This is a genomic window from Streptomyces sp. NPDC055955 (assembly GCF_042270245.1).
GTDB lineage: Bacteria > Actinomycetota > Actinomycetes > Streptomycetales > Streptomycetaceae > Streptomyces.
The window spans coordinates 337,409-357,557 of record NZ_JBHJYS010000005.1; the positions used below are offsets into that span (position 1 = coordinate 337,409).

General features: G+C 67.4%; 21 protein-coding genes and 3 pseudogenes. 7 read left to right on the top strand and 17 right to left on the bottom strand.

Annotation, left to right across the window (positions count from 1 at the left end; genetic code table 11):
• The first annotated feature begins 53 nt into the window (after positions 1 to 53).
• From ACFC96_RS12730 to ACFC96_RS12745, 4 genes and pseudogenes are all read left to right on the top strand, one after another.
• Positions 54 to 1,151 (top strand): annotated as a pseudogene (locus ACFC96_RS12730) (radical SAM protein).
• Positions 1,148 to 1,360 carry a hypothetical protein gene (locus ACFC96_RS12735; RefSeq protein ID WP_376611975.1) on the top strand — a complete coding sequence of 71 codons (213 nt, stop codon included), beginning with the start codon at positions 1,148 to 1,150 and terminating at the stop codon, positions 1,358 to 1,360. The pseudogene ACFC96_RS12730 and the gene ACFC96_RS12735 overlap by 4 nt, the downstream one beginning before the upstream one ends.
• An 82-nt stretch (positions 1,361 to 1,442) precedes the next feature.
• On the top strand, positions 1,443 to 2,252 hold the full coding sequence (locus tag ACFC96_RS12740) for an aminoglycoside phosphotransferase (RefSeq protein WP_376611977.1): 810 nt from the start codon (positions 1,443 to 1,445) through the stop codon (positions 2,250 to 2,252).
• 365 nt (positions 2,253 to 2,617) lie between these two features.
• Positions 2,618 to 2,848, top strand: a complete 231-nt coding sequence (locus ACFC96_RS12745; protein WP_376611979.1) for a hypothetical protein — start codon at positions 2,618 to 2,620, stop codon at positions 2,846 to 2,848.
• 386 nt (positions 2,849 to 3,234) lie between these two features.
• On the opposite strand, the pseudogene ACFC96_RS12750 reads toward ACFC96_RS12745, so the two are convergent.
• A pseudogene (locus ACFC96_RS12750) lies at positions 3,235 to 4,478 on the bottom strand (IS110 family transposase).
• Positions 4,479 to 5,679: 1,201 nt separating this feature from the next.
• Here ACFC96_RS12750 and ACFC96_RS12755 point away from each other — a divergent pair.
• Positions 5,680 to 6,138, top strand: a complete 459-nt coding sequence (locus ACFC96_RS12755) for a DUF4265 domain-containing protein (protein WP_376611981.1) — start codon at positions 5,680 to 5,682, stop codon at positions 6,136 to 6,138.
• A gap of 15 nt (positions 6,139 to 6,153) precedes the next feature.
• Here the strand turns inward: ACFC96_RS12755 and ACFC96_RS12760 are convergent.
• Positions 6,154 to 6,711, bottom strand: a pseudogene (locus ACFC96_RS12760) (IS5 family transposase); the annotation flags it as partial.
• 127 nt (positions 6,712 to 6,838) lie between these two features.
• Here ACFC96_RS12760 and ACFC96_RS12765 point away from each other — a divergent pair.
• Positions 6,839 to 7,204 (top strand): hypothetical protein, encoded by a 366-nt coding sequence (locus tag ACFC96_RS12765; protein WP_376611983.1) that lies wholly within the window; start codon positions 6,839 to 6,841, stop codon positions 7,202 to 7,204.
• Between the two features lie 189 nt (positions 7,205 to 7,393).
• Here the strand turns inward: ACFC96_RS12765 and ACFC96_RS12770 are convergent, their stop codons facing one another.
• From ACFC96_RS12770 to ACFC96_RS12825, 12 genes are all read right to left on the bottom strand, one after another.
• Entirely contained in the window at positions 7,394 to 7,627 is a 234-nt protein-coding gene (locus tag ACFC96_RS12770; protein ID WP_376611984.1) for a hypothetical protein, read from the bottom strand.
• A 173-nt stretch (positions 7,628 to 7,800) separates the two neighbouring features.
• The gene (locus tag ACFC96_RS12775) at positions 7,801 to 8,238 is read right to left on the bottom strand and encodes a hypothetical protein (protein WP_376611986.1); all 438 of its coding nucleotides are present in this window, start codon (positions 8,236 to 8,238) and stop codon (positions 7,801 to 7,803) included.
• A 60-nt stretch (positions 8,239 to 8,298) separates the two neighbouring features.
• Entirely contained in the window at positions 8,299 to 8,487 is a 189-nt protein-coding gene (locus ACFC96_RS12780) for a hypothetical protein (protein ID WP_376611988.1), read from the bottom strand.
• A 545-nt stretch (positions 8,488 to 9,032) separates the two neighbouring features.
• Entirely contained in the window at positions 9,033 to 9,419 is a 387-nt protein-coding gene (locus ACFC96_RS12785) for a hypothetical protein (RefSeq protein ID WP_376611990.1), read from the bottom strand.
• Between the two features lie 78 nt (positions 9,420 to 9,497).
• The gene (locus ACFC96_RS12790) at positions 9,498 to 11,243 is read right to left on the bottom strand and encodes a relaxase/mobilization nuclease domain-containing protein (RefSeq protein ID WP_376611992.1); all 1,746 of its coding nucleotides are present in this window, start codon (positions 11,241 to 11,243) and stop codon (positions 9,498 to 9,500) included.
• A gap of 3 nt (positions 11,244 to 11,246) precedes the next feature.
• Positions 11,247 to 11,567 (bottom strand): plasmid mobilization relaxosome protein MobC, encoded by a 321-nt coding sequence (mobC, locus tag ACFC96_RS12795; RefSeq protein ID WP_376611994.1) that lies wholly within the window; start codon positions 11,565 to 11,567, stop codon positions 11,247 to 11,249.
• Between the two features lie 299 nt (positions 11,568 to 11,866).
• Positions 11,867 to 12,091, bottom strand: coding sequence for a hypothetical protein (locus ACFC96_RS12800; protein ID WP_376611996.1), 225 nt, complete (start codon positions 12,089 to 12,091; stop codon positions 11,867 to 11,869).
• 84 nt (positions 12,092 to 12,175) lie between these two features.
• On the bottom strand, positions 12,176 to 13,174 hold the full coding sequence (locus ACFC96_RS12805; RefSeq protein WP_376611998.1) for a DUF2637 domain-containing protein: 999 nt from the start codon (positions 13,172 to 13,174) through the stop codon (positions 12,176 to 12,178).
• Entirely contained in the window at positions 13,171 to 13,776 is a 606-nt protein-coding gene (locus ACFC96_RS12810; protein ID WP_376612000.1) for a WhiB family transcriptional regulator, read from the bottom strand. Before ACFC96_RS12810 ends, ACFC96_RS12805 begins: the two co-directional genes overlap by 4 nt.
• Positions 13,777 to 13,861: 85 nt before the next feature.
• Positions 13,862 to 14,575: an ATP-binding protein gene (locus tag ACFC96_RS12815; RefSeq protein WP_376612001.1), complete on the bottom strand. Its 714-nt coding sequence runs from the start codon at positions 14,573 to 14,575 to the stop codon at positions 13,862 to 13,864.
• Positions 14,575 to 15,519 (bottom strand): hypothetical protein, encoded by a 945-nt coding sequence (locus tag ACFC96_RS12820; RefSeq protein WP_376612003.1) that lies wholly within the window; start codon positions 15,517 to 15,519, stop codon positions 14,575 to 14,577. The genes ACFC96_RS12815 and ACFC96_RS12820 overlap by 1 nt, the downstream gene beginning before the upstream one ends.
• Positions 15,520 to 15,521: 2 nt before the next feature.
• Positions 15,522 to 15,875, bottom strand: coding sequence for a hypothetical protein (locus tag ACFC96_RS12825; RefSeq protein WP_376612004.1), 354 nt, complete (start codon positions 15,873 to 15,875; stop codon positions 15,522 to 15,524).
• 502 nt (positions 15,876 to 16,377) lie between these two features.
• On the opposite strand from ACFC96_RS12825, the gene ACFC96_RS12830 reads away from it, so the two are divergent.
• The gene (locus tag ACFC96_RS12830; protein WP_376612006.1) at positions 16,378 to 17,262 is read left to right on the top strand and encodes a helix-turn-helix domain-containing protein; all 885 of its coding nucleotides are present in this window, start codon (positions 16,378 to 16,380) and stop codon (positions 17,260 to 17,262) included.
• An 18-nt stretch (positions 17,263 to 17,280) separates the two neighbouring features.
• Here ACFC96_RS12830 and ACFC96_RS12835 read toward each other — a convergent pair whose 3' ends face one another.
• From ACFC96_RS12835 to ACFC96_RS12845, 3 genes are read right to left on the bottom strand one after another with little or no spacing between them, the layout of a single operon-like run.
• Positions 17,281 to 18,471, bottom strand: coding sequence for an amidohydrolase family protein (locus ACFC96_RS12835; RefSeq protein WP_376612008.1), 1,191 nt, complete (start codon positions 18,469 to 18,471; stop codon positions 17,281 to 17,283).
• A gap of 27 nt (positions 18,472 to 18,498) precedes the next feature.
• A complete protein-coding gene (locus ACFC96_RS12840) occupies positions 18,499 to 19,623 on the bottom strand; it encodes an MAB_1171c family putative transporter (protein WP_376612010.1) in 1,125 nt (374 codons plus the stop codon).
• Positions 19,623 to 20,141, bottom strand: coding sequence for a hypothetical protein (locus ACFC96_RS12845; protein ID WP_376612012.1), 519 nt, complete (start codon positions 20,139 to 20,141; stop codon positions 19,623 to 19,625). The genes ACFC96_RS12840 and ACFC96_RS12845 overlap by 1 nt, the downstream gene beginning before the upstream one ends.
• Between the last annotated feature and the right edge of the window lie 8 nt (positions 20,142 to 20,149).

Sequence of the window (20,149 nt, forward strand, 5' to 3'; positions counted from 1 at the left end):
ATCCCATCTACCCGCATCGCCCCTCCGCGGAAGGAACGCTCGTGCACCGACTGATCGCCAGCCCGTTCCTCAGTGACTACCTCCTCCTGCACCCCGGTCATCCCTCCGGCGTCCGCATCCCTGAGGCCCGCTACAACGAGCTACGCGCCCTCACCGGGCTGGACGCCGCCCCGGTCTGGCTGCACGACGCCGCCCGCCAGGCATGGGGGCTGACCCTGGACCGGCCCCTGACTGCGGACCTCCTCGTCCGCGAGCGCTCCCGGTACGGGTACGCGAAAGCATCCTGGGAGATCAACCTCGGCTGCGACTACGACTGCGAGTTCTGCTATCTCGGAGAGAAGCGGTTCGAGGGCCTCGACTGAGAGGGCAAACAACAACTGCTCCGCACGATGCGCGACGCCGGCGTCCTGTGGCTACAGATCACGGGCGGCGAGGCCCTCATCGACCGAGAGTTCGGCGCGGCCTACGAGTACGCCCACGAGCTGGGCATGATGGTGCAGGTCTCCTCGAACGGCTCGTCCCTACGGAAAGCTCCGATCCGTGAGCTGTTCGCCCGGCATCGCCCGTACCGGCTCACCCTCAGCGTGTACGGGGCGACCGCAGAAACCTACGACAAGGTCACCCGGAACCGCGGTGCGTTCGGCCGGTTCATCAAGGGCCTGGACGCCGCCCACGAAGACGCACTTCCTGTCCGCCTGAACGTCATCGTCTCGGACGACAACGCCCACGAGGTCGACGACATGGTCGCCCTGTGCAAGCGGTACGGATTCCCGCATCTGGTCTTCACGAACATGTCGCCGACGATCGACGGCGAGGCCAACCCCCTCGCCACACAGGCCGAGAGCCACATCACTCCGCGCAGCGTCTTCACCGGCTGCAACGCGGGCCACACCTTCTTCCACGTCAACCCGCACGGCATCGCGTCGATCTGCAAGGTCGGCCGCGACCCGAGCGTGAACCTGATCACCGAGGGTCTGTATGCCCTCCCTCGGCTCGGCCAGATCGCCGAGTCCCTACAGCTCCGCACCGGTGGCTGCTCCGGCTGCACAAAGATCGGCACGTGCCGAACGTGCCGGCCGCTGGCCAAGCTCTACCAGGAGGCGGGGGATCGACGAGAGCTCTACTGCCAACACGGAGGTTACGGATCATGACACCGCCCACCGCCACTATCGCCCCGCCGCGCGAGCCCGTGATGCTCACCATCAGCACCCGGCCGCCCGCGCACGCGACCGCTACCCCGCCGCTCCCGCTGACCGCGACGCCGATCCACGCGGATGAGTTCCAGATCATCGCCGATCTCGACGTGGCCGCCGAGGGCGCTAGGTGCTCCTGCTCGGCCGGCGACGACCAGCCCTACTAGAACCGCACCCTGCACCACCGTGCCGCCCTGGCCCGTACTCTGGCCGGGGCGGCATCATCCCCCATTCTCCGAGGATCAGCGCGTGCCCATCCCCCGCATCGCCTTCGAGCAGCTCCCCGCCGACACCCGCCGGGCTGTCGCCGACAAGACCGGCGCCGTGCATCAGGCCGTGACAGTGTCCGGCGGCATGAACTCCGGCATCGCCTCCGTCCTCGACACAGACTCCGGTCCGGTGTTCGTCAAGGGCATTCCCGTCGACCACCATCAGGTCGACGCGCAGCGCCGCGAGGCCGCCATTGCCCCCCACCTGCCCGCCTCCTGCCCCCGCCTGTTCTGGTACGTGGAGGCCGCGGGGTGGAGCCTGCTCGGATATGAGGTCGTCGACGGGCGCCATGCCGACTACGCGCCCGGATCCCTGGACCTCCCACTCGTCCAGGCCGCGCTCGCCGAGCTCCAGGCCGTGCGCGCGCCAGCCGACGTCGAGCTCAAGGAGGCCGCGGACCGGTGGAAGAACTATGCGCCGCCCGGAACGCTGCACTACTTCGCTGGCGGGGCGCTGCTCCACACCGACTTCGCCCCTGACAACATCCTGATCACCGGCGGCCGGGCCCGCCTCGTCGACTGGGCGTGGCCGACGCGTGGCGCCGCCTGGATCGATCCAGGGGCGCTTGCGCTGCGGCTCATGGACGCCGGCCACTCGATTGAGGAAGCGCTCAGCTTCGCCGACCGGTTCCCGTCGTGGCACAACGCCGAGCCCGGAGCGCTCGCAGCATTCGGGATGGCCACTGCCGCACTGTGGCGCGAGATCTCCGAGCAGTCGCCAACCGAGTGGAAGCAGAGGATGGCTCGCCACGCTGCCCTGCTCGCTCACCAGCTGGCCGAGGGGCGGTAGGTCAGACGAGGTCGCGAAGCGGGACGCCGAGCGCGTCGGCAACGCGGATCAGGTTGTCTGAGGATCGGGCTCGCGTGGCCCTGTCGGAGGCCTCCGACGAGTAACCGTCAGTTGCCTTGCTCACATGGGGATGTGTACGCCATGTGGATTCCGGGAACGACATCGGCCCCCGGGAGAGATCTCCAGAGGGCCGATGCAGATCACGTGACCTGGGACTTAGTCCCGGTGGGCGCGGACGGTTTTGAACCGCCGACATCTGCCTTGTAAGTTCGATCGATCCTGGGCATTGCCGGGGAGCAACCGGGCCACGCTGGCCACCTTGGACCGCCTAAGAGTGCTGCCGTCCGGCGTCGTTGATGTCACTCGTGGATGTCAGAACGGTGCACCACGTGCAAGCATGTCGCCGTGATCGCCGGGTTGACACCCCGGCCGTCACCTGGCTGCAGAAGGCTCAGCTATCTGGCCAGGACGACGTAAATGGCCAGGGCAAGGACTATGAGCGCGACCATCGCGAGAAATTTGCCGATGGGAGCCTTCCCCTCAATGCGGTCGCGGCGCTCCTGCGCGTGGGCCTTAATTTCCGCTGCATCGTGTGACCATTGGTTGGGAAACATAGCGCCTCCTGTAGCCGCTGTGATCCAGCGTCTTGTCGCTCAACTGCTGTCGTCTGACAGGCACGTTGGTGAGCATGCTCCCTCGCCTGCCCTGTATGACCCGAGAACTTGAGCAGAAGTTGAGGAACCCGGCGAGGTATCCATCGGAACTCGCCTCCGGCCGGCACTCGGCCGAGGTCTCAATGGGCGAGTCAAGCCCGCGAGCGATCTTGAAAACCGTCGTGGCGCGAGTAACCGTGGGTTCAAATCCCACACCCACCGCGCAGGTTGAAGGCCTCTGACGCGTAAATAGCTGCAGGTCAGGGTGAGTGCGGGCAGGACTGGGTGCCCGGCGGCCGTTGAGGGCTGCCGGGATCCGGTGCTGCGGGTCAGGCTGCGGTCTCCCTCGGGTTGAGGGTGACGGTGTAGCCGAGTTGGTTGAGCTGGGTGATGGCCCGGCGGGTGGCGCGTTCGGGATCACGTTGGGTGAAGTAGGAGCCGCCGAGTTCCTGGTACCGACGTTGTCGCTCAGCATGTGCCAGATTGCGGTGATGATCGAGTGCTCGACGGCGACCAGGGCCCGGAGCGGTCCGCGGCGGGCGGTGAGCCGCTTGTAACGGGCGGCGAGGTAGGTGTCCTTGGTTCTGACCGCGCCGAACGCGGCGAGGCCGAGGGCGCCTTTGAGGTAGGGGTTGCCGGGCCGGACTTTGGTGTTCTTGGTTCGGCCGGCGGACTCGTGGTGGCCGGGGCAAACCCCGGCCCAGGATGCGAGGTGCCTGGCAGAGGCGAACCGGGTCATGTCCCCGCTGGACTCCGCGATGATCACTTCGGCGATGTGCTGGTTGATGCCGGGGATGGTGTCGAGCAGGTCGAGCGCGTCACGAAAGGGGACCATCACCTCCTCGATGCGTCCGGTGAGCTGGTCGATCATCCCTGTGAGCTGGTCGTAGTGGTCCAGATGCAGGCGGGTCAGGAAAGCGTGGTGTTCGCGGAAGCGTCCGGTCAGGGCCTCTGTGAGTTCGGGGATCTTGTTGCGGAGCCTGCGTTTGGCCAGGTCTGCGAGGACGTGGGGGTCGGCCTCGCCGCGGATGAGGGCCTCGAGCATGGCCCGGCCGGAGACGCCCATGATGTCGGAGGCGACCGCGGAGAGTTTGATGCCGGTGTCCTACAGCAGCTTCTCCAGCCGCTGGACCACCCGGCCGCGTTCACGGGTGACGGTGGTCCGGGCCCGGGTCAAGTCCCGCAACTCGCGCACCGGCTGAGGCGGGACGAAGGAGGGCCTCACCAGGCCGTGGGCGCCGAGCTGGGCCAGCCAGGCCGCGTCCGAGACGTCCGTCTTGCGGCCGGGCAGGTTCTTGACCTGCCGCGCGTTGACGAGGATCACGTTCAAGCCCTCGGCCAGCACGTAGTAGAAGGGCTTCCAGTAGTCCGAGGTCGCCTCGATCACCACCAGTGTCACCCGTGCGGCGAGCAGGTGTTCCCGCAGGGCGAGGACCGCGTTCGTCGTCGATCCCCACGTCGTGGTCTCGGTCGTGAAGGACCCCCGACGCTTCGTACTGGGGGTGCGCACACATGCCTTGGCGTCCTTCTTGCTGATGTCGAGGCCAGCGCAGCGTTCGTGCAGCACGTCCATGGCCTTGCTCCCTCCCTGGTGGACGGACCCGTCGTATGCCGTTCCGGGAGGGCCAGGGTGAATCAGGAATTCTGACGCACGTGCTTCGCAGCAACACTCCACGGTTCCCGTGGACGGCCCCCAGCACCATGCTGACCAGCGAGCTCACCAGCATCACAGAGCAATCGGTTTCGGCCGGAACGAACCCCTCCAGCGTCTCGGACCGGCATCAGCCCACGCAGGGCAGACAGAAGCACCTCCAGCGCACGCCACGGCATTTACCACGCCCCCGGCGCGCACCGAAGGTGCGCTGAGTCGCTGACCAGGAACATCGGTCGGGGGCCTTCGTCTTGCCCAGTGCCCGTGAGTTCCCGCTGTTCCCCGGTGTTTCCCGCTCCATCGGGCACGGTTGGGGCACGGCAGAGTACTGCGTGAAGCAACTCCCCCTGGAGTGTCTTGCCTCCAGTACATAAGTCTGGCGAGGCGCCCAAGGAGAACAAGGAAGCGCTCTGACGTCTGACGATTCGCACGCCATGCTGGAGGCCCCCCGATGATCATCGAGGGGCCTTTAGACACTCACCCCGGTTGCAGGCGATGAACCTCTGGCCGTAAAAGTTGGCCTTGGGCCACACTCGCAGGCGTGGATGCAGGGATTGCAGCTGTCTTCGGAGCGCTTGCTGGTGGTGTCGCAACCAGTGGGGCAGGACTGGTAGCTGGGTGGGCGGCTCGCCATCAGGCGCGCACCACAGCACGAGTAGAGCATCGCAAGCTGCTCATGGAACCTCGACGGAGCGCCTTTTGGGCAGTTCATTTCTGCGGCTATGGCGTTCCTTGAACACTACGAAACTGTCATTGAGACACGTCGCGTAGATCAGCCGTTCATAGATGAAGCTGGGCGGCTAGCTGACCGCGTAAAGGACGCCTGGGTGAGTGTGGCGCTCGCAGGGCCGAAAGAAGCAGAGAGCTGGGCCGCAGCGTTCCGTAAAGAGTGCAGACAGCATGTCAGGACCTTGCCCTACATTCTTGATCCAGCCCCTGGTGCGCCGCCTCAACGCGATGATCACTGGGCCGCGCTGCATACCGCGTGGGAGGAACTGTGGATCCGGTTGGACGCAGTCATCCGGGAGGCCCAGGCGGCATTGGACGATGACGGCAGCCTCTAGGCCGTCTCTTCCGGATCTTGCCTGGGAGCCGGTCGGGGCGGTGTGGCACGATCGCGCTCATGACGTCTGCATCCATCCCGATAGCTGACACCCACGTGAGGCTCCTGGCTGGCCATGCCAGCAGCGGGAACCCTGTCTTCGAAGTGTTGCCTGCTCGTAGTCTCGATTCCGGCCTCTTCGAGCTCGCTGGCAGCCCGGGGCTGGTGCTGGGCTGTGCAGCTGGAGACGTTCTACGGGTCTCCGACGACGGACAATTCGAGATACGGCAGATGGGCCGGAACTTCTGTGTCCAGGTCGCCCCACAGAGCGGCCCCTTCACGTCTGAGGCTCTGGGCGCACTGACCAAGGAGTTCGAAGCAGTCGGAGGCATGGTCGAATCCCCATCTGACCGGCGCTTCATCGTGGTCACCGTGGATCGTTCGGCCGGCATACCTGCCATCGCACGTGTGATGGAGGCTTGGTCTCTCGGCCTCGGCCAAGGTGAATGGTGGTTCGGAAACGCTGACGAGCCCCAGTAGGGCCGTCTGCGGTTGTCATCGGGCGGCCCAGGTGAGGATGCCGGAGAGGTGGAGTCCAGCCTGGTACATCGTGGCGGTCTTGTCGTACCGCGTCGCGAGCCGCGCCATTGCTTGAGTCTGTTGATGCATCGCTCGACGGTGTTCCGCTGCCCGTAGGCGACCTTGTCAAAAAGCGGTGGTCGCCCGCCATTTCGGCCTCGACGTTGGCGATGGACGATCTGACCGGCGGGCCGCGGAATGACCGCTCGAATCTCACGTAGTCGCAGATGCTCGCGGATCGCGCGCGACGAGTACGCCTTGTCGGCTAGCACCACATCGGGCCGAACTCGCGGCCGCCCACGCTCTCTGGGGGACACGGATTGCAGCCATGACCTGCTCGAATGCCGGCGCGTCCCCAGCCTGTCCAGGGGTGAGGATGAAGGCCAGTGGCCTGCAGTTTCCGTCGGCGGCCAGATGAATCTTCGTCGCCAACCCTCCGCGGGCACGGCCGAGGGCGTGGTCCCTGGGCTCAGTAGACGAAGAAGTGATTGGCCGCCTTTCTGACCTGCACGCCCTCCGGCGGCCGACCGCATGACCTGGGCATTAGCGGTCGGCCGCTGTCGTCGTCTGTCACCATTGGCCACCCTCAGGCGGCCCAGCGACGGCCCGAGAGCCATCGGTGTCGCTGCCTACCTCTGCCCAGAGCTGCGATGATCTCCCGGTGAGCTATCCCGCAACGGACGAGCTGTCGTCAGCAGAGCGCGCATTCATGATCAATGCGACGGAGATCGATATCCTGCCCGGCGTTCGGGGAGACCTGGACGAACCGTTGGCATCCGCCGGCCCCACCGAGCTTGCCGCAATCCTTCTGCCGCTCATCGACAGAGGCTGGATTGACGCCTGCCGGCTCATTGCCTGGACCGCTCCCGATGGCCAGCCGGGACTCCAGCCCGGTCCTTCCATCCCGCGATACGACCTTCCTGCCTTGCTGGCGGACGCTGACAACTGGGAGTACCCGGACGACGGTGAGTGGCGGGGTCGCCTCACGCTTGTCCTCACGGAAACGGGGCAGTTGATTCCCCGGTGACCTTGGCGACACCCGCTTTAGGAGCGAGGTAGGGCGGTCACGGGACCGAGCTGGGGGTTCCCTGGTCTGGCGCAGTGCGGCCGTACTGCCCGCTGCGTGCCGCGATTCCCCGTGAGCCCCCGCCCGTTCTGGCACGAGAGTGGCACGGTCGGAGATGAGGTGGATGGAGTGGCTTGGGCTAAACGCCCATTAGCTGCCACCGTCGTTCATGGTGGGCCGGTCGTCAGGACGGGGCTGTCGTTGGTTGGCCGACCGAAAGCCCATCACGTGCCCAAAGACGTACGCCGAGAAGATCAGTATTGCAGCCAGCGGGAGCCGCGCCCATCGGTCGTCGATCGCTTTCCATGCCAGCATGATCAACAGGTAGCCCGTCAGCGCCACCTGGAGCCACCAGACAACGCCTCTCCGGTTCCGCTCGGTCATTGAACCCCTCCTCGTTCGGCACAATATGGCGTGGTCGATGGATTTCTAATGCCCGGGTCAACCCTTCGCAGGTCGATCAACGGGGACGTCGACCTCGCCCAACCCGCTTTGTGCCTCGACTGGCTGTCTACTGAGGTCCAGCGTCGACCGCGGCTGTTCCGCGCCTGCGGGTGTCAGCTGCTGACGTCAGGAACCGGGGCGTTCGACGAGTTCGGGCTACTTGCACGCCGGATCATCTCCACCACCTGCACCGCCTGCTTCGGGTGGGCCCATAGCCGTACGGGCCCTACAGACGATTCGCACTCGATCACCAGCACTCTGTCCGGGAGCCACAACATTTCGCGGAAGGTCATTTCGCGTGCGCGGATGTAGCGCAGATCTGTCGGGAGTGCACGCAGCCGCGTCCACGGCCAGCGAGGTATCCATCGGAACTCGCCTCCGGCCAGTACGCGACCGAGGCTGTAGCGCCGCCCTTCGTCCGGCAGGTTGGCCCCGACCGGGAAGAGGACTGCTTCCCCTGCTTCGGCCCGAGCGGCTGTTCGCCGCGCTCGCCATTCCATGAGAAACGCCCCGATCACCGTGCCGAGGAAGACACAGACCCCTGTAATCATGCGCGCAGTAGAACAGGTGGCCAGCTAATCGCCAAGAGGTTCGGCGCACCTCGGACCTGGTCAGCGCTTCTGCTTGTAGCGGTCGAGGAGTTCTCCGGCGGCGACGACGATCCCTGCGAGGAGGGCACACGTGTACCAGCTCTTCGGGTCGTCGAACACCTGGGCAAGCGACCAGAACATCACGGTGCCAATGCCCCAAGCTATGGCCCAGGCCAAGGGGTCCGGCACGGCCGGGCGTGGGATCTTCATGGGGTGAGGCTACGCGCCGACACCCCCGCACCCGACCTCTTTCCCTAACCCACTACTTCCCCAGCTCCCATCCCGTCCGCCGTCGACCCACACGTCTGTGGAGCTGCTCTATACGAGCCAGCCGCTCCGGGGCAGGGTCTACCAGATGGGACGGTGCACGGAGGCCCGGGGACTCGGTCAGCGCTGGGACATGGGCGAATTCCGCGATGCTTCCGCAGCCGACCAGCACGACCTGCGGCGGGAAGGCCCGGCAGAGCGGAACTCAGCCGGATGCTTGATGAGGTAGGAAAGTCCTACCGTGCCAGCGCCTCGACAGACGCAGGAGTGACGCACTGTCGAGTCCCATCGTCAGGTCCCGCTGACCCGTAAATGACCCATGAGGTCATTCAAGGGCACTCTCATGAGGGGAATCAGCTGACTCGTGAATCCTGCCGCCAGGAGTGGCTCGAATGCCTCTACAACTGCAGTGGAATCGGATGGCCGACTACGAACCCCGAGGCTTTGAGCGCTACGGCGTATGTTGCCATCCAATGCAATATCGCTCGCTATGCGAGGTAGGCGCCAGCCAGCGTGCCGTCGTATCCCATGGCCTGGGCAGCGGCCTCCAGGCTCGGGTGGTCCACGCCGCCGACATCGATCATCGCCTGGTAGTCCGCGGGAGTCAGCTCCGGCTCGACCCACTCGTGCGCGCATCGGCAGCGGATGCTGATCGTGCTGCGGTCACAGATGACCATCCAGTCCCGCCGGGCCCCACACTTCGAGCACATCACGGGGATGCCCGTGATCCGGATCTCTTCGGGGTGGGTGGTGGTGCGGAGGCGGATGATGCCGTCGCCGAGCTGGGTTTCCTGCTGGAGCCGCAGCAGGGGGTCGGCGTCCCCAGCCGATGCCAGCTGAGTGGCTCTCGGGGGCTGGCGGTCTTCAATGAGCATCGGCATGGTCTCCTCGTCCTCTCCTTCACTAGGCCTAACAGGCGATGCCCGTGGATGTCCAGCCCGTTGCGGTGCTGGTCAGCGCCGTGGGCCTGGCCTGCGCGAGCTGTTCGTGTCCCTGCGGGCCGGATACTCGTTTGTCGTTGGCTTCGGGGCCTGGGGCTGTGGCGGGTACAACCGGAGGTTCGTGCGTGCGCGGGCTGAGATGGAAGCTGCGGGCAGCTCTCCGATGCGACGCAGTCGCCAGACGAGGACGTCGGTGACGTTGTCAGCGGTGTCCAACTCGCGTGATGCGATGGCTTGTTGAAGGAGCGTCTCGGGATCGTGTCCTGCTTGTTCGGCTTGGGCGAGGGTGGCGGCAAGGGCGTCCCAGCCGGGTTCGCATAGGAGGTGGTCGGCCTGTGCGGGAAGGGCGTCTTCGAGGGTGTGGGCGTAGCGTTCGCGGACGGGCGCGGGGAGCTGGCGGCCTTGCGCGCGCATCGTGTTAATGGGGGTGGCGGCAGCAGTTCGGTACGCGGCGCGCAGGTGTTGGGCGGCTTGCCGGGCGGCAGCGGCCTGTTGGGCGTGTCCGCGGGCGGAGTGCCAGCGGATGGCGGCGATGGTGACGAGGACCATGGTGGACAGAAGCATCGCGGTGGTACCGCCGTCCTCGCCCTTGCCCAAGGCGTTGCCGGCACGGACGATGCCGCGCGCAGCGGACCGTAGAGCGCGATGGTCGGCGTGCTCGGCACGGATGTGGCAGCGGGTGGCGCGCTCGAAGGTCCGGGCTGCTGCGGAGAGTTCCTCGCGGGTGGAGGCCGGGGCCGTCTGGGCGACGGCGTCGAGCAGTTCGCCGACTCCGACGAGCTGCGCGGCTATCTCTCCGTCGTGGTCTCCGGCGAGTGTCGTGAGCGCCTGCTCAGCAACGTGGGTGGCGTTACGTCGTGCGCGCGCCGGTCGGGAGGACGGGTGGACCGGGCCGCCGGGGGCTGGCCCGTTGTCGACGGTTCCGGCTTCAAGGCGGTCCCGGATCTTAGGGAGGGAGAGGTCGGGGGCGAGTTTGGAGCCGGGGAACCAGATGGGCTGGCCGTCGCGGTTGCGGTCACCTGGCAGGGCGACCTTGTATCCGATGGTGTCGCCGGAGGGGGCGATGCGCTTTTCGAGACGCAGGCCGGCCTCGGTGAGGCGGCGGAAGAACTCGTCCTCGTCGGCGGCTCCGGCCAGGGCCTGGCGGACCTGCTCGCGTAGCGTTTCGCGGGGCGGCTCGGCCCGGCCCGTGCGTTCGGCCTTGGAGCGTTCGGCACTGGTCGGGCGTTGAGCAGCGGTTCCGTCACCCTGGTTGAGGATCTGCAGGCCCCATTCCCTTTCGATCTTGCGGCATTCGGCCTGGGCGCGGATGCCGTCTTCGTGGCGGCGGGGGCTGCGTCCGTCTTCGCGCTTGAGCGTGGCGACGATGTGGATGTGGTCGTGGGCGTGGCGTACGGCGATCCACCGGCATGCCTTGTCGTCGCCATCCTCGGCGATGCCTGTGGCGTGGACGATGCGGCGGGCTACCTCGCCCCACTCGGCATCGGTGAGGTGCCGGTCGCCCGGCGCGGTGCGTACGGGGCAGTGCCACACGTGCCGGGCCGGGCGTCGGTCCTTCGGCAGGGCGAGAACGGGGAGGTCGAGTCGGTCGGTGAGCTGCTTGAGGGTGGCGGCCGGGTCGCGGCCGGGGTCGGGGGCGAGTTCCGGACTCCAGGCGGCGACGATGTGCGGGTCGGTGTGTTCGTCCCGGCGGCCGGGCCCGTAGAGATAGGCGAGGAGTCCGTACGTACGGCTGCCGGTAGAGATGTCCGGGACCACGGTTCACCGCCTGGCCAGTTCGATGGCCGCAGCCTCAATCCGGGCCGCGGCGCGCAGGACGCGGGCGACCGCCTCGTCCGTGTATTCGACGTGGCCTCCGGAATTGAGGATGCGGGCGACCTGGTTGAGGTTGTTGCCGGCGCGGGCGAGCTGGGTGCTCGCGGCCATCATTTCCTCGACCCGGCCGCGCTGGTCCAACAGCCAGGTTTTCGGACCGCCTTGAGCCTGGGCAACCGCGACCGCGGCATCTGCGAGGAATCCCGCGGTCCTCAGCCCGACGGATTCGGCGGCGCGGTGGACGAGATCGAGTTCGTCGCGGGTCAAGCGGACGCTGCGGATTTGGTCACGGGGCACGCTCTGCCGCAGTCGGGGACGCACACGCGTCGCGGCGGCCGGGTCGGCTTCTCCCCCCGGCCGCGGTCCACTCTCGGTCGCAGCCCCGGAGCCCGGCACCCCCTGGTGCCGGGCCTCTCCCTCCCCTTCAGGGGTGGGGGCATGCGCTTCCGTAACTCCTCCGCAGCCCATGGCAGCGGAGGAGTTACGGAAGCTACAGCTTGCTCGGCCTCGGTACGGGCAATGGACCTCACTCGATTCCAGGCGGGTCTGAGTCGAGTCGGGAAGGGTCATCGGCGAAGGCCGGAGGCGTCGCGGTGTACGTCGCGCAGGATCTCGGCGACGAAGTCGAGGGCCAGAACGGGGTGGTGAAGGGTCTGAGGCGTGCTCGCGGGTGTGCGCTTCACGGTCCAGGTCTCGTCGGGTCCGGGTTCTGCGCTGTGCAGGTGCCCGTACCTGATGAGTACGGCGATCCACGTGTCGGCTTCGAGGCGGGTGGTTGGTGTTGTACGCATTCGTGCTGCCTCCCGTGTCGTGTGCAGGGGTGGGTGCCCGGCTCGGTGGCAGTCCTGGGCACCCGCCGGAGAGAAGGTGTCCGGTCAGTTGACCGGGTCGCTGACCTGTTGCTGGGCCTTGTCACGTTCTTCGCGCAGGAGGCGCATGAGGTCGGTGAGCCGGTCGTTGCCCAGTCCGAGGTTTCGGCTTCGGATGGCGTCGCCGACGACCTTCCGAGTCACGCGTCCGGCGTCGGTGACCGCGGTGCGGGCGATGTCGAGGAGTTCGTCGTCGGTGACCGCCGTTGGCTTCTGGTCATGGTTGTCCGGGCGGCGGGCGCGGATGGTGTCCGCGAAGGTCTCTTGCCCTTTCGCCTGGGGCGGGACGGTGACCGGCCGAGGTCTGGTGACCGACTGTCCGTCCAGGTCGGCAGCGCGGTCATGGCGTTCGGGTTCCGGGCCGACCGGCGAGTGTCCGGAGGCTTCGGCCGGCGCGGTGACCGTGTTTGTCTCCACGGACACTTCTGTGGCCGGTGTCCGGACGGTCGGCCGACGGACGTTGTCTGCGGGTACGTGGCCGGCGGCTAGCGGGACGGTGTCCGGGTCGGCGACGCCGTCCGACCCGCGCCTGGTGCTCTGGTTGTCCGTTGTCCCGGTCACTGCTGCTTCGGTAATTCGGCGGGCGATGAGGATGTACAGGTGGACGGCTCCGGCCAGGGCGAGTGGGGCCAGGGTGGACAACACCCCGACGGTGACGTCGCCGAGGCGGAGGCCGGTGCGCTCGGGCCGTTGTTCGTTGAGGCGTACTGCGTGCAGTGCGTTGGCCCAGATGCTGGCGGCAGTCGCTGTGGCGAAGAGCAGCCAGACGTAGCAGCGGGCGGCGAGGGGTGCGGTGCGCAGGACGAGGAGTGCGCGTACTCCGTAGGCGATGAAGCCGTCGATGACCAGGGGAAAGACGAAGGTCAGGAAGCCTCGGATGTGGATGGCGGTGGCCATCTGTTGGAGGGCGTCGTAGGAGAGGGTGCATCCGGCGCCGCCGAGGGTGACGATGGCGGCTCGGTCCCATGAGTTGATGTGGGCCGGAGTCGGCGTCGAGTGGCTCATGCGGCGCTCTGGCGTGTGCCGTGTGCGGAGGCTTTGCGTTGCGGGTTATGCGGCGCCTTGCGGGTGCGGCCGAGGGGAATCACCGCTGCGTTGTCGTCCGTCGCCTGCTGCTGTTCTGCGGCACGGTTGCGGATTTCGCGCCGGGTGCGGCGATAGAGCTTCTTGGCGTGCTCATCGCTGATCTTGAGCATGGTGGCGAGCCGGTCCGCGGGGATGTCGGCCTGGTAGGCGGCACGCGCCACGGCGCGGCGTTCGGCTCGGGAGAGGAAGATGTCGCGGCCGGCCAATGCGTCGTTGACTCGGCTGTAGTCGAGTCGGAACTCCGTCTTCTTATGCAGCGGCTCCCGTTCCTCTTCGGTCTTGCCGCCTCGGATGCCGACGGCGTCGCCGTTGTCGAGGGCGGCGTCAAGGCAGCCTTGGCGAACGGGGCACTGGGCGCAGAGGGTCTTGGCCTGGTGGATGCGGTCCAGTTCGTCGGGTTCGGGGAAGAAGAGGTCGGGGTCGATCTGCTGGTGGGGTGTCGAGCGGCAGGCCGCGTGGTCGCGCCATGCGTGGTTGCCAAGTGCGCGGTGCTGCGAGGTGTTGCTGGTGGTGTGGTGCATGGGTGTCTCCGTCTCCCCTGGGCGCCTTTGGGCAGGGGTGGCCAGGGGGTGGTGCAGGGTGCGGGCGTGACGTGGATCCGCGTGGTCAGGCGCGGGCTGCCGCTGAGGCGTGGCGCTCGGCGGCGAGGGCGCGTCTACGGTCGGGGCCGTCGAGGATGACGCGGTCGGTCATCTCGGTCAGGCGGGAGGCGACACGGTCGCCGATGTGTGTGCGGAGATCGGCCATGCCGAGGTTGGTGGTGATCAGGGTCGGGAGCATCGCGTTGTAGCGGCGGTTGATGAGCCGCATCGTGATCTCCTCGGTCCATTCGCTGTACTTGGCAGCGCCGAGGTCGTCGATGATCAGCAGGGGGCAGCGGGCCAGGTCCATCAGTTCCCGTTCGCCGTCGTGTCCCGGCCTGGGGCGCAGTTCGGCGTAGAGGTCGGCGGCAGTGATTGCTTTCCAGCGCAGTCGGACTCCGGCGATCAGGAGCGAGCGCACCGCTCCGTAGGCCTGATGGGTTTTGCCGGTGCCGGTGGTGCCGACGATCAGGAGTGAGCGGCCTTCGGCGAGTCCGCGGGCGCCTTGGGGGCCGGGGCGTCCGGCGTCGGCGACTTCACGCACCCAGGCGGCGACTGCAGGGTGATCAGCGACGGCCTTCTGGTAGCGGGCGGGGATGCGGGCCTCGCCCAGTTCGAGGGCGGGTAGCCGCTCTGGTTCGTAGGAGGGTTGTGCGGTCGGGTCCTGGCCGCGAGCCGCGAGGATGCCCGCGAGGCGTCGGGCTAGGCCGCCGACGGGCTGGGCGTCGTGGTCGCGCATCACAGCTCCTCGGCGTAGGCGGCGGCAGGGTCGGCGGGGTTGGCCCAGGCCCGATGGACGGGCACGTTAGGTCGGGAGTCCGGCCGGTCCAAGTTGGTCCTGGAGGCATTCATCGCTTCGTGGACGAGGCTCGGCAGGGTGCTGGGGTGTAGGCCCTTGGCCCGGTGCAGGCTCAGGCCCGAGCGGATGTGGGCTGGGGTGATGCCTTCGGAGAGGAGTCTGGCCGTCTCCCGGCCCAGGTGTCCCAGGACTCCGCTGGGTGGGCGGTGTGTGCAGGCAGCGGTGTATTCGGCAATGAGCTGTTGGGCGGATGGGTGCTGGGGTGCGGTAGCGCTTGCGCTCCCCGAAGGGGAAGTAGTTCCTAGATCCAGGTTCCTAGGTCCTAGATCCGGAGTGTGAGGGTTCACTGAGGGCTCAGTGAACTGTGCGTGAGGTTGTGCCGAGCCGCCCGCTACAACTGTCTGGCCTGCTGTTTCGAGGCGTTCGGGCGCGTCCACAGGGTGAGGTGACAGTTGCCTGTCAGCGTCGTGAGCCGTCAGTGAGTCCTCTGTGAGCGCCCGTGGCGAGTTCGCATCCTCGGCCTGGTCCGCGGGCTTCTGGTCGTGGCGTGGGCAAGTGGGGGTGCGTACGCCACTGGGCCGGTTGATCCGCTGGTGCTGGGACCAGGTGACGACGTGGAGGTAGGCCTTGCCGTCGTCACCTGTGTAGCGGCAGATGAGGTCTTCGGCAGCGAGTTGGATGAGGTCGTCCTCGACCCCCATGGGCCCATGGCCCGGCCGCAGGGACCACAGCAGGCCGGCGATGACGGCAGGTTGGTCGCGAAAGCGGCCGCGGTCGTCGGCTTGGGTGAGGAGGCCGAAGAAGGTCCGTTCGGCGGTCAGCGAGACCGCAGCGAGAGATTCGGACGCGAAGGCTTCGGGCTTGATGGTGCGGATGCGGGCCATGGTCAGCGTGCTCCGTCCATCGAGTACGCAGCGGCTGGGGCGTTGGTGATCGATCCGCTTGCCAGGTCGAGTACTTGCTCGTGGCGCCACTCGGCCTCGTGGCAGGCACGGATGATCCAGCGGGCGGCCGTTCGGGCTTGGGCCTGGTTAAGCGCAAGTCGTCGCCCTGCTGCGTCGTAGGCGGTTGCGTAAGGGCTTGGCCAGGTCCGTGCCGGTGCGTGGAGCGTGACCCGGATGGTGCGCGCGTCCGGGATGATCTCGGCGAGGCAGCGCGTCATCCGGATGCGGCGATTGGCGGCGGGGCTGCGGACGGAAGCACGAGGGTCTGCCGGCCTTTCGCGGCTGTGCTGGGACATGCGAGAATTCCTCACTCGTAGATGAAGTGGGACGGCCGTTCTCGTCGAAAAGGCCAGCCGACCCGCTTCAGTTATGAAGCCGCCCCCTCGGGGTGCGGTCTCGGCGTCCGGAAGCTGCGAACTTCTGGGCGCCGGTTTCGTTTCCCCTGGTAGGGGCGCCATCACGGGCGTGCGGTAACTCCCAAACAGCTCCTTCGAGTTGCTCCTGAGGGTCGGCGCTGCCGCCGAGTGATCAGCAACATATGCACGAAGCCTTCGGCGATCCAGCAGACCGCGTCCATGACCTCGCTTCGACGCCTACTCGTCATCGCCGACGCATGGCGAGCAGTCGACCTGCGCGTCCTGACGCTCGCGGGACACGCAGGTCGACACGAGTGCAAGGGCGCAGGAGGTGTACGTTGGACACCTCGATTCGCCAAACTGAATCTATCCCGGTTTGAGCATCGAATCAACAAGCTGAAGTTTTCGGGATTTGGAAAACCAGGATCGGGAGAGCCGTCAGATGGCCCCTCGTCGCTTCGACCGCGACCGAGTTCGCGCCCTGCGCCGCGCACGCGACATCACGCAGAGCGACCTCGGGGACGCGGTCGGTGTGGGTGACTCGACCGTGGCCAGCTGGGAGCTGGGCTCCTCGACACCCGACGGTGAGAAGCTGCCCCTGCTGGCCAGATTCTTCGGCCTCCCGCTGGACGACCTGTTCCCCCGCCCCTCAGGCGAGCAGCCCGACCTGGCCGACCTGCGCTGCGATGCCGGCTACAGCCAGTACCAGACGCGCGAACTCATCGGCACCAAGAGCTCGGGCCCGGTCGCCAATGCCGAGCGCGGCAAGCGACGTCTGAGTCCGAAGTTCCAGGAACCACTGGCGAAGGCCTACGGCGTGCCCGTCGAGGAACTCCTGGCGGCGCAGGAGCGCTCCTTCGGCATCGAGGTACCGGCGGCATCCGGTGGATCGTCGGTGCCCCGATCGGTGGCCGAGAAGATCACCTACCTGCTGGAGCATTCATATCCCGGCGCTCAGACTCCCCCGTCGGACGCCGAGATCGCCCGCGCGGTCAATGAACACGCCGGTGGCCAGGTCATCACAGAGACCGGTGTGCGCGAGCTGAGAACGGGCGACGACGCCGAACTGCCGCCGCTCGTCGCATCCGGCCTGGCCGAAGTCTTCGACGTCTCCCCCCTGTTCTTCCAGCCGGACGACACCGTGGCCCGGCAGGTCGTCGAGGGGCTGCGACTGCTCGCCGCCGTCAGGACCGGCGCGGTGGGGCGCGTAGCGGCGCGAGGGCTCGGGCCGGAGGGGATGTCGGACGAGCTTCTGTCGTTCCTGAACCAGGTCGTCGAGGAGATGGCCGACAGGGAAAAGCCCGGAGCCGACGGCTCCGGGCACTGAACAACTTCCTTCGTACGGTTACTCGTTGGTGTCCAGGTGGTGGTGTCGTCCCGCCGCGATCACCGCGTTGACCGACTTCAGGGAGTCGAGGTCGGTGAGCGGGTCGCCCTCCACCACCAGGAGATCGGCGCTGTATCCGAGGGTCAGCTGCCCCGTGGTGTCGCCGAGCCCCAGCGCGCCGGCGGCTTCCGTGGTGGCCATCGCGAGGATGCGCTCGTTGGGCAGCCCCAGGTGCTCGTAGAAGCGGAGGCTTGAGGGCAGTCCGTCGAAGCCGGCGCGCTGCACCCCGGCGTCCGTACCCGCGATCAGTCGGGCTCCGGCCTGGGCCATGCGCCGTACGGCGTCGAACATGGCCTCGGCGCGTTCGGGGCCGAAGAACTTCGGCAGCATCGGCCAGTGCGGGCTGACCGCCGGGCAGACGTAGATGCCCTTGTCGATGATCTGGGTGAGCACGTCCTCAAGGACCTCGAACCCGTCGGCGGTCATCCAGGTGCAGTGCTCGATCGTGTCGACGCCTGCCTCGACCGCGGCGGTGATGCCGTCGACGCCGTGGGCGTGCGCGGCGACCGGCAGTCCGGCACGGTGAGCCTCGTCGACGAGCGCGTCCAGCTCGGCCCGGGAGAACTGGGTCTCCCAGCTCTTGGCGCCCCCCTTGGTGAGCCCGCCGCCGGTCTCCATGACCTTGATGACCTTGGCTCCGGCGGCCACGTTGCGCTGGACGAGACGGCGTACTTCGTCGACACCGGACACCTCACCTCCGAGGAACCAGCAGTGGCCCCCCGGAGGCGTCACGGGCGTGGTGGCCGAGACGACGCGCGGGCCGACGCTGACGCCGTCGGCGACAGACTGCGCCAGGCGCACGGCCAGACCATTGCGGTCACCGAGGTCGCGCGCGGTGGTGATGCCCGTGCGCAGCAGCTGCTCGGCTCGGGTCTGCATCGCCGTGAACAGGGCCTCGTCGTCCTGCTCCTCAAGAGTGGCGACGGGTTCGGGGCCCGCGTCGAAGCAGAGGTGCACGTGAGCGTCGATCAGCCCGGGCATCACCGTGCCTGACGGGAAGGCGAGGCGCGGCTCGTCGGGGTGAGCATGGAGCTGGACCTCTTCGCGTGGTCCGATACCGGCGACCGCGCCGTCGCGTACGAGGACGGCAGCATCGGCGATCGGCTGCCGGTCAGGGCCGGCGAGAACGTGGGCGGCGGTGATCAGCATGTGACGCGGTTCTCCATGTGTTGCAAGTCAGTTGGTGGAGCGCAGGGCATCGGACAGGGCGAGGAGCTCTTGCATGTCGGATTCCCGGCTGCGTGGGCCCGGCAGAGTAGGCGTCGCGGGTGTGGTTGCGATCGTCGGTACCCCGCGCCGACGGGAGTGCACGGCTGCGCGGAGTTGCTCAGCCAACCGGTCAACGTTCGTCTCGGGCGAGGCCGCATCGCTGCGTGGATTCGATTCCAGGTACGGGCTGATCTCGACGAGGCCGTCGCGGCACTCGACGAACCGGCGGTGATGCCTACGGTGGACGCCCCGCGCCCGCCACTGGTCCCAGCGCGAACGTGAGTCGGCCTTGAGCACCACGTGCGGCGCGGCCTCGGTCATCAACAGCCAGAGCGGTTCGAGGCGAGCGTGTTCGCGCCGATGTCGCAGCCACAACCGACACAGCGACAGACGGGTGCGTACGCCGGGATAGGTGATGCCGAGGACAAACAGCAGGCTCGAGCAGACGAGGATCAACGCTACGCAGAGCAAAACCGAGTCGGAGACTGCCGCTCCGCGCCATCGCGCTGCAACGATGACGGCACGCATCGCACAAGCAGTCGCCATACCGACCATGCCCGCTCCGGCGGCCCACAGGCCCGTCGAATGCGGCCGCATGGACAGTCGCGCGTACCGGCGGGTCCACAGGCCGGCAACCGTCAACGCGTACATCAGATACACACCGGCCACTGCGTAGAAGAAGGCAACTTGCCACACCGTCATGTCGGTTGTGGCGAAGCTGCCTGCCAGCTCGCGGTGCGGGACGCTTGCTGCAGCGGCCGTGATGGCGCCGCCGACCACGAGCACGAGGACGGCCTCTGCCCGTGCCCGGCGGCGGCCACGGCGCCCGTCCGCGGCCGCGTACAGGTAGAAGCACATCAGGAAGTACACCGTGGCAAGCAGCAGCAGATTCTGAGCAACCTTTGCAGCACCATCGCCGGCGACCGTATCCAGACCTGTCGCTCCCCCGGGCATGGCAACCGGGTACGACGCGGCCGCACAAGTCAGACAGAGAGTGACAGACCGGAGGGGTCGATCACTCGGCGCCTTCAACAGCTGGTACCACTTCCAGGCCACGGCCACACCGAGGCAGAAGAGGAAGACGAACGCCACTACAGCCACCCTGCATGATCACCCAAAGCCGACTGCACCCGGCGGACTGACAGGTCATCACTTTGCGCCGCCGGCGTGACGTGATCCAAGATCGCCGCCCACTCCCCCACGATCGTGGCGACGAGCTCGGCTTCCTGCTCCTCCTTGGTCCCGTACGAGCAGCGAAGGAGTGCACGTCGTATCGCGTCCGCGCCGAGCCCGGGAAGCAGGGCTTCCCATACGGCACCGCCTGGCGGTCCAGGATGGTCGGCGAGGATGTGTCCCAGCTCGTGCAGGACGATGTGGTCCTGGTGGTGCGCTGTCGTCTCCCGCTGGAAGACGATCACGTCTGCCTGCGGTGTCTCGAGCCATGCCCCGAGCGGGCCGTCGGCCCGCAGCGGAAAGGCCCGCAGTTCGATGTGCCGGCCTCTGTGCCGCGCAAGCGCAGTACACAGATCCGGCACGCTCAGTGGCGGCTGAACATCGAGCGAACGCAGCAAGCGCCGGATGCGCTTCTCCAGCTCACGGCTGGTCCACACTTGCACGC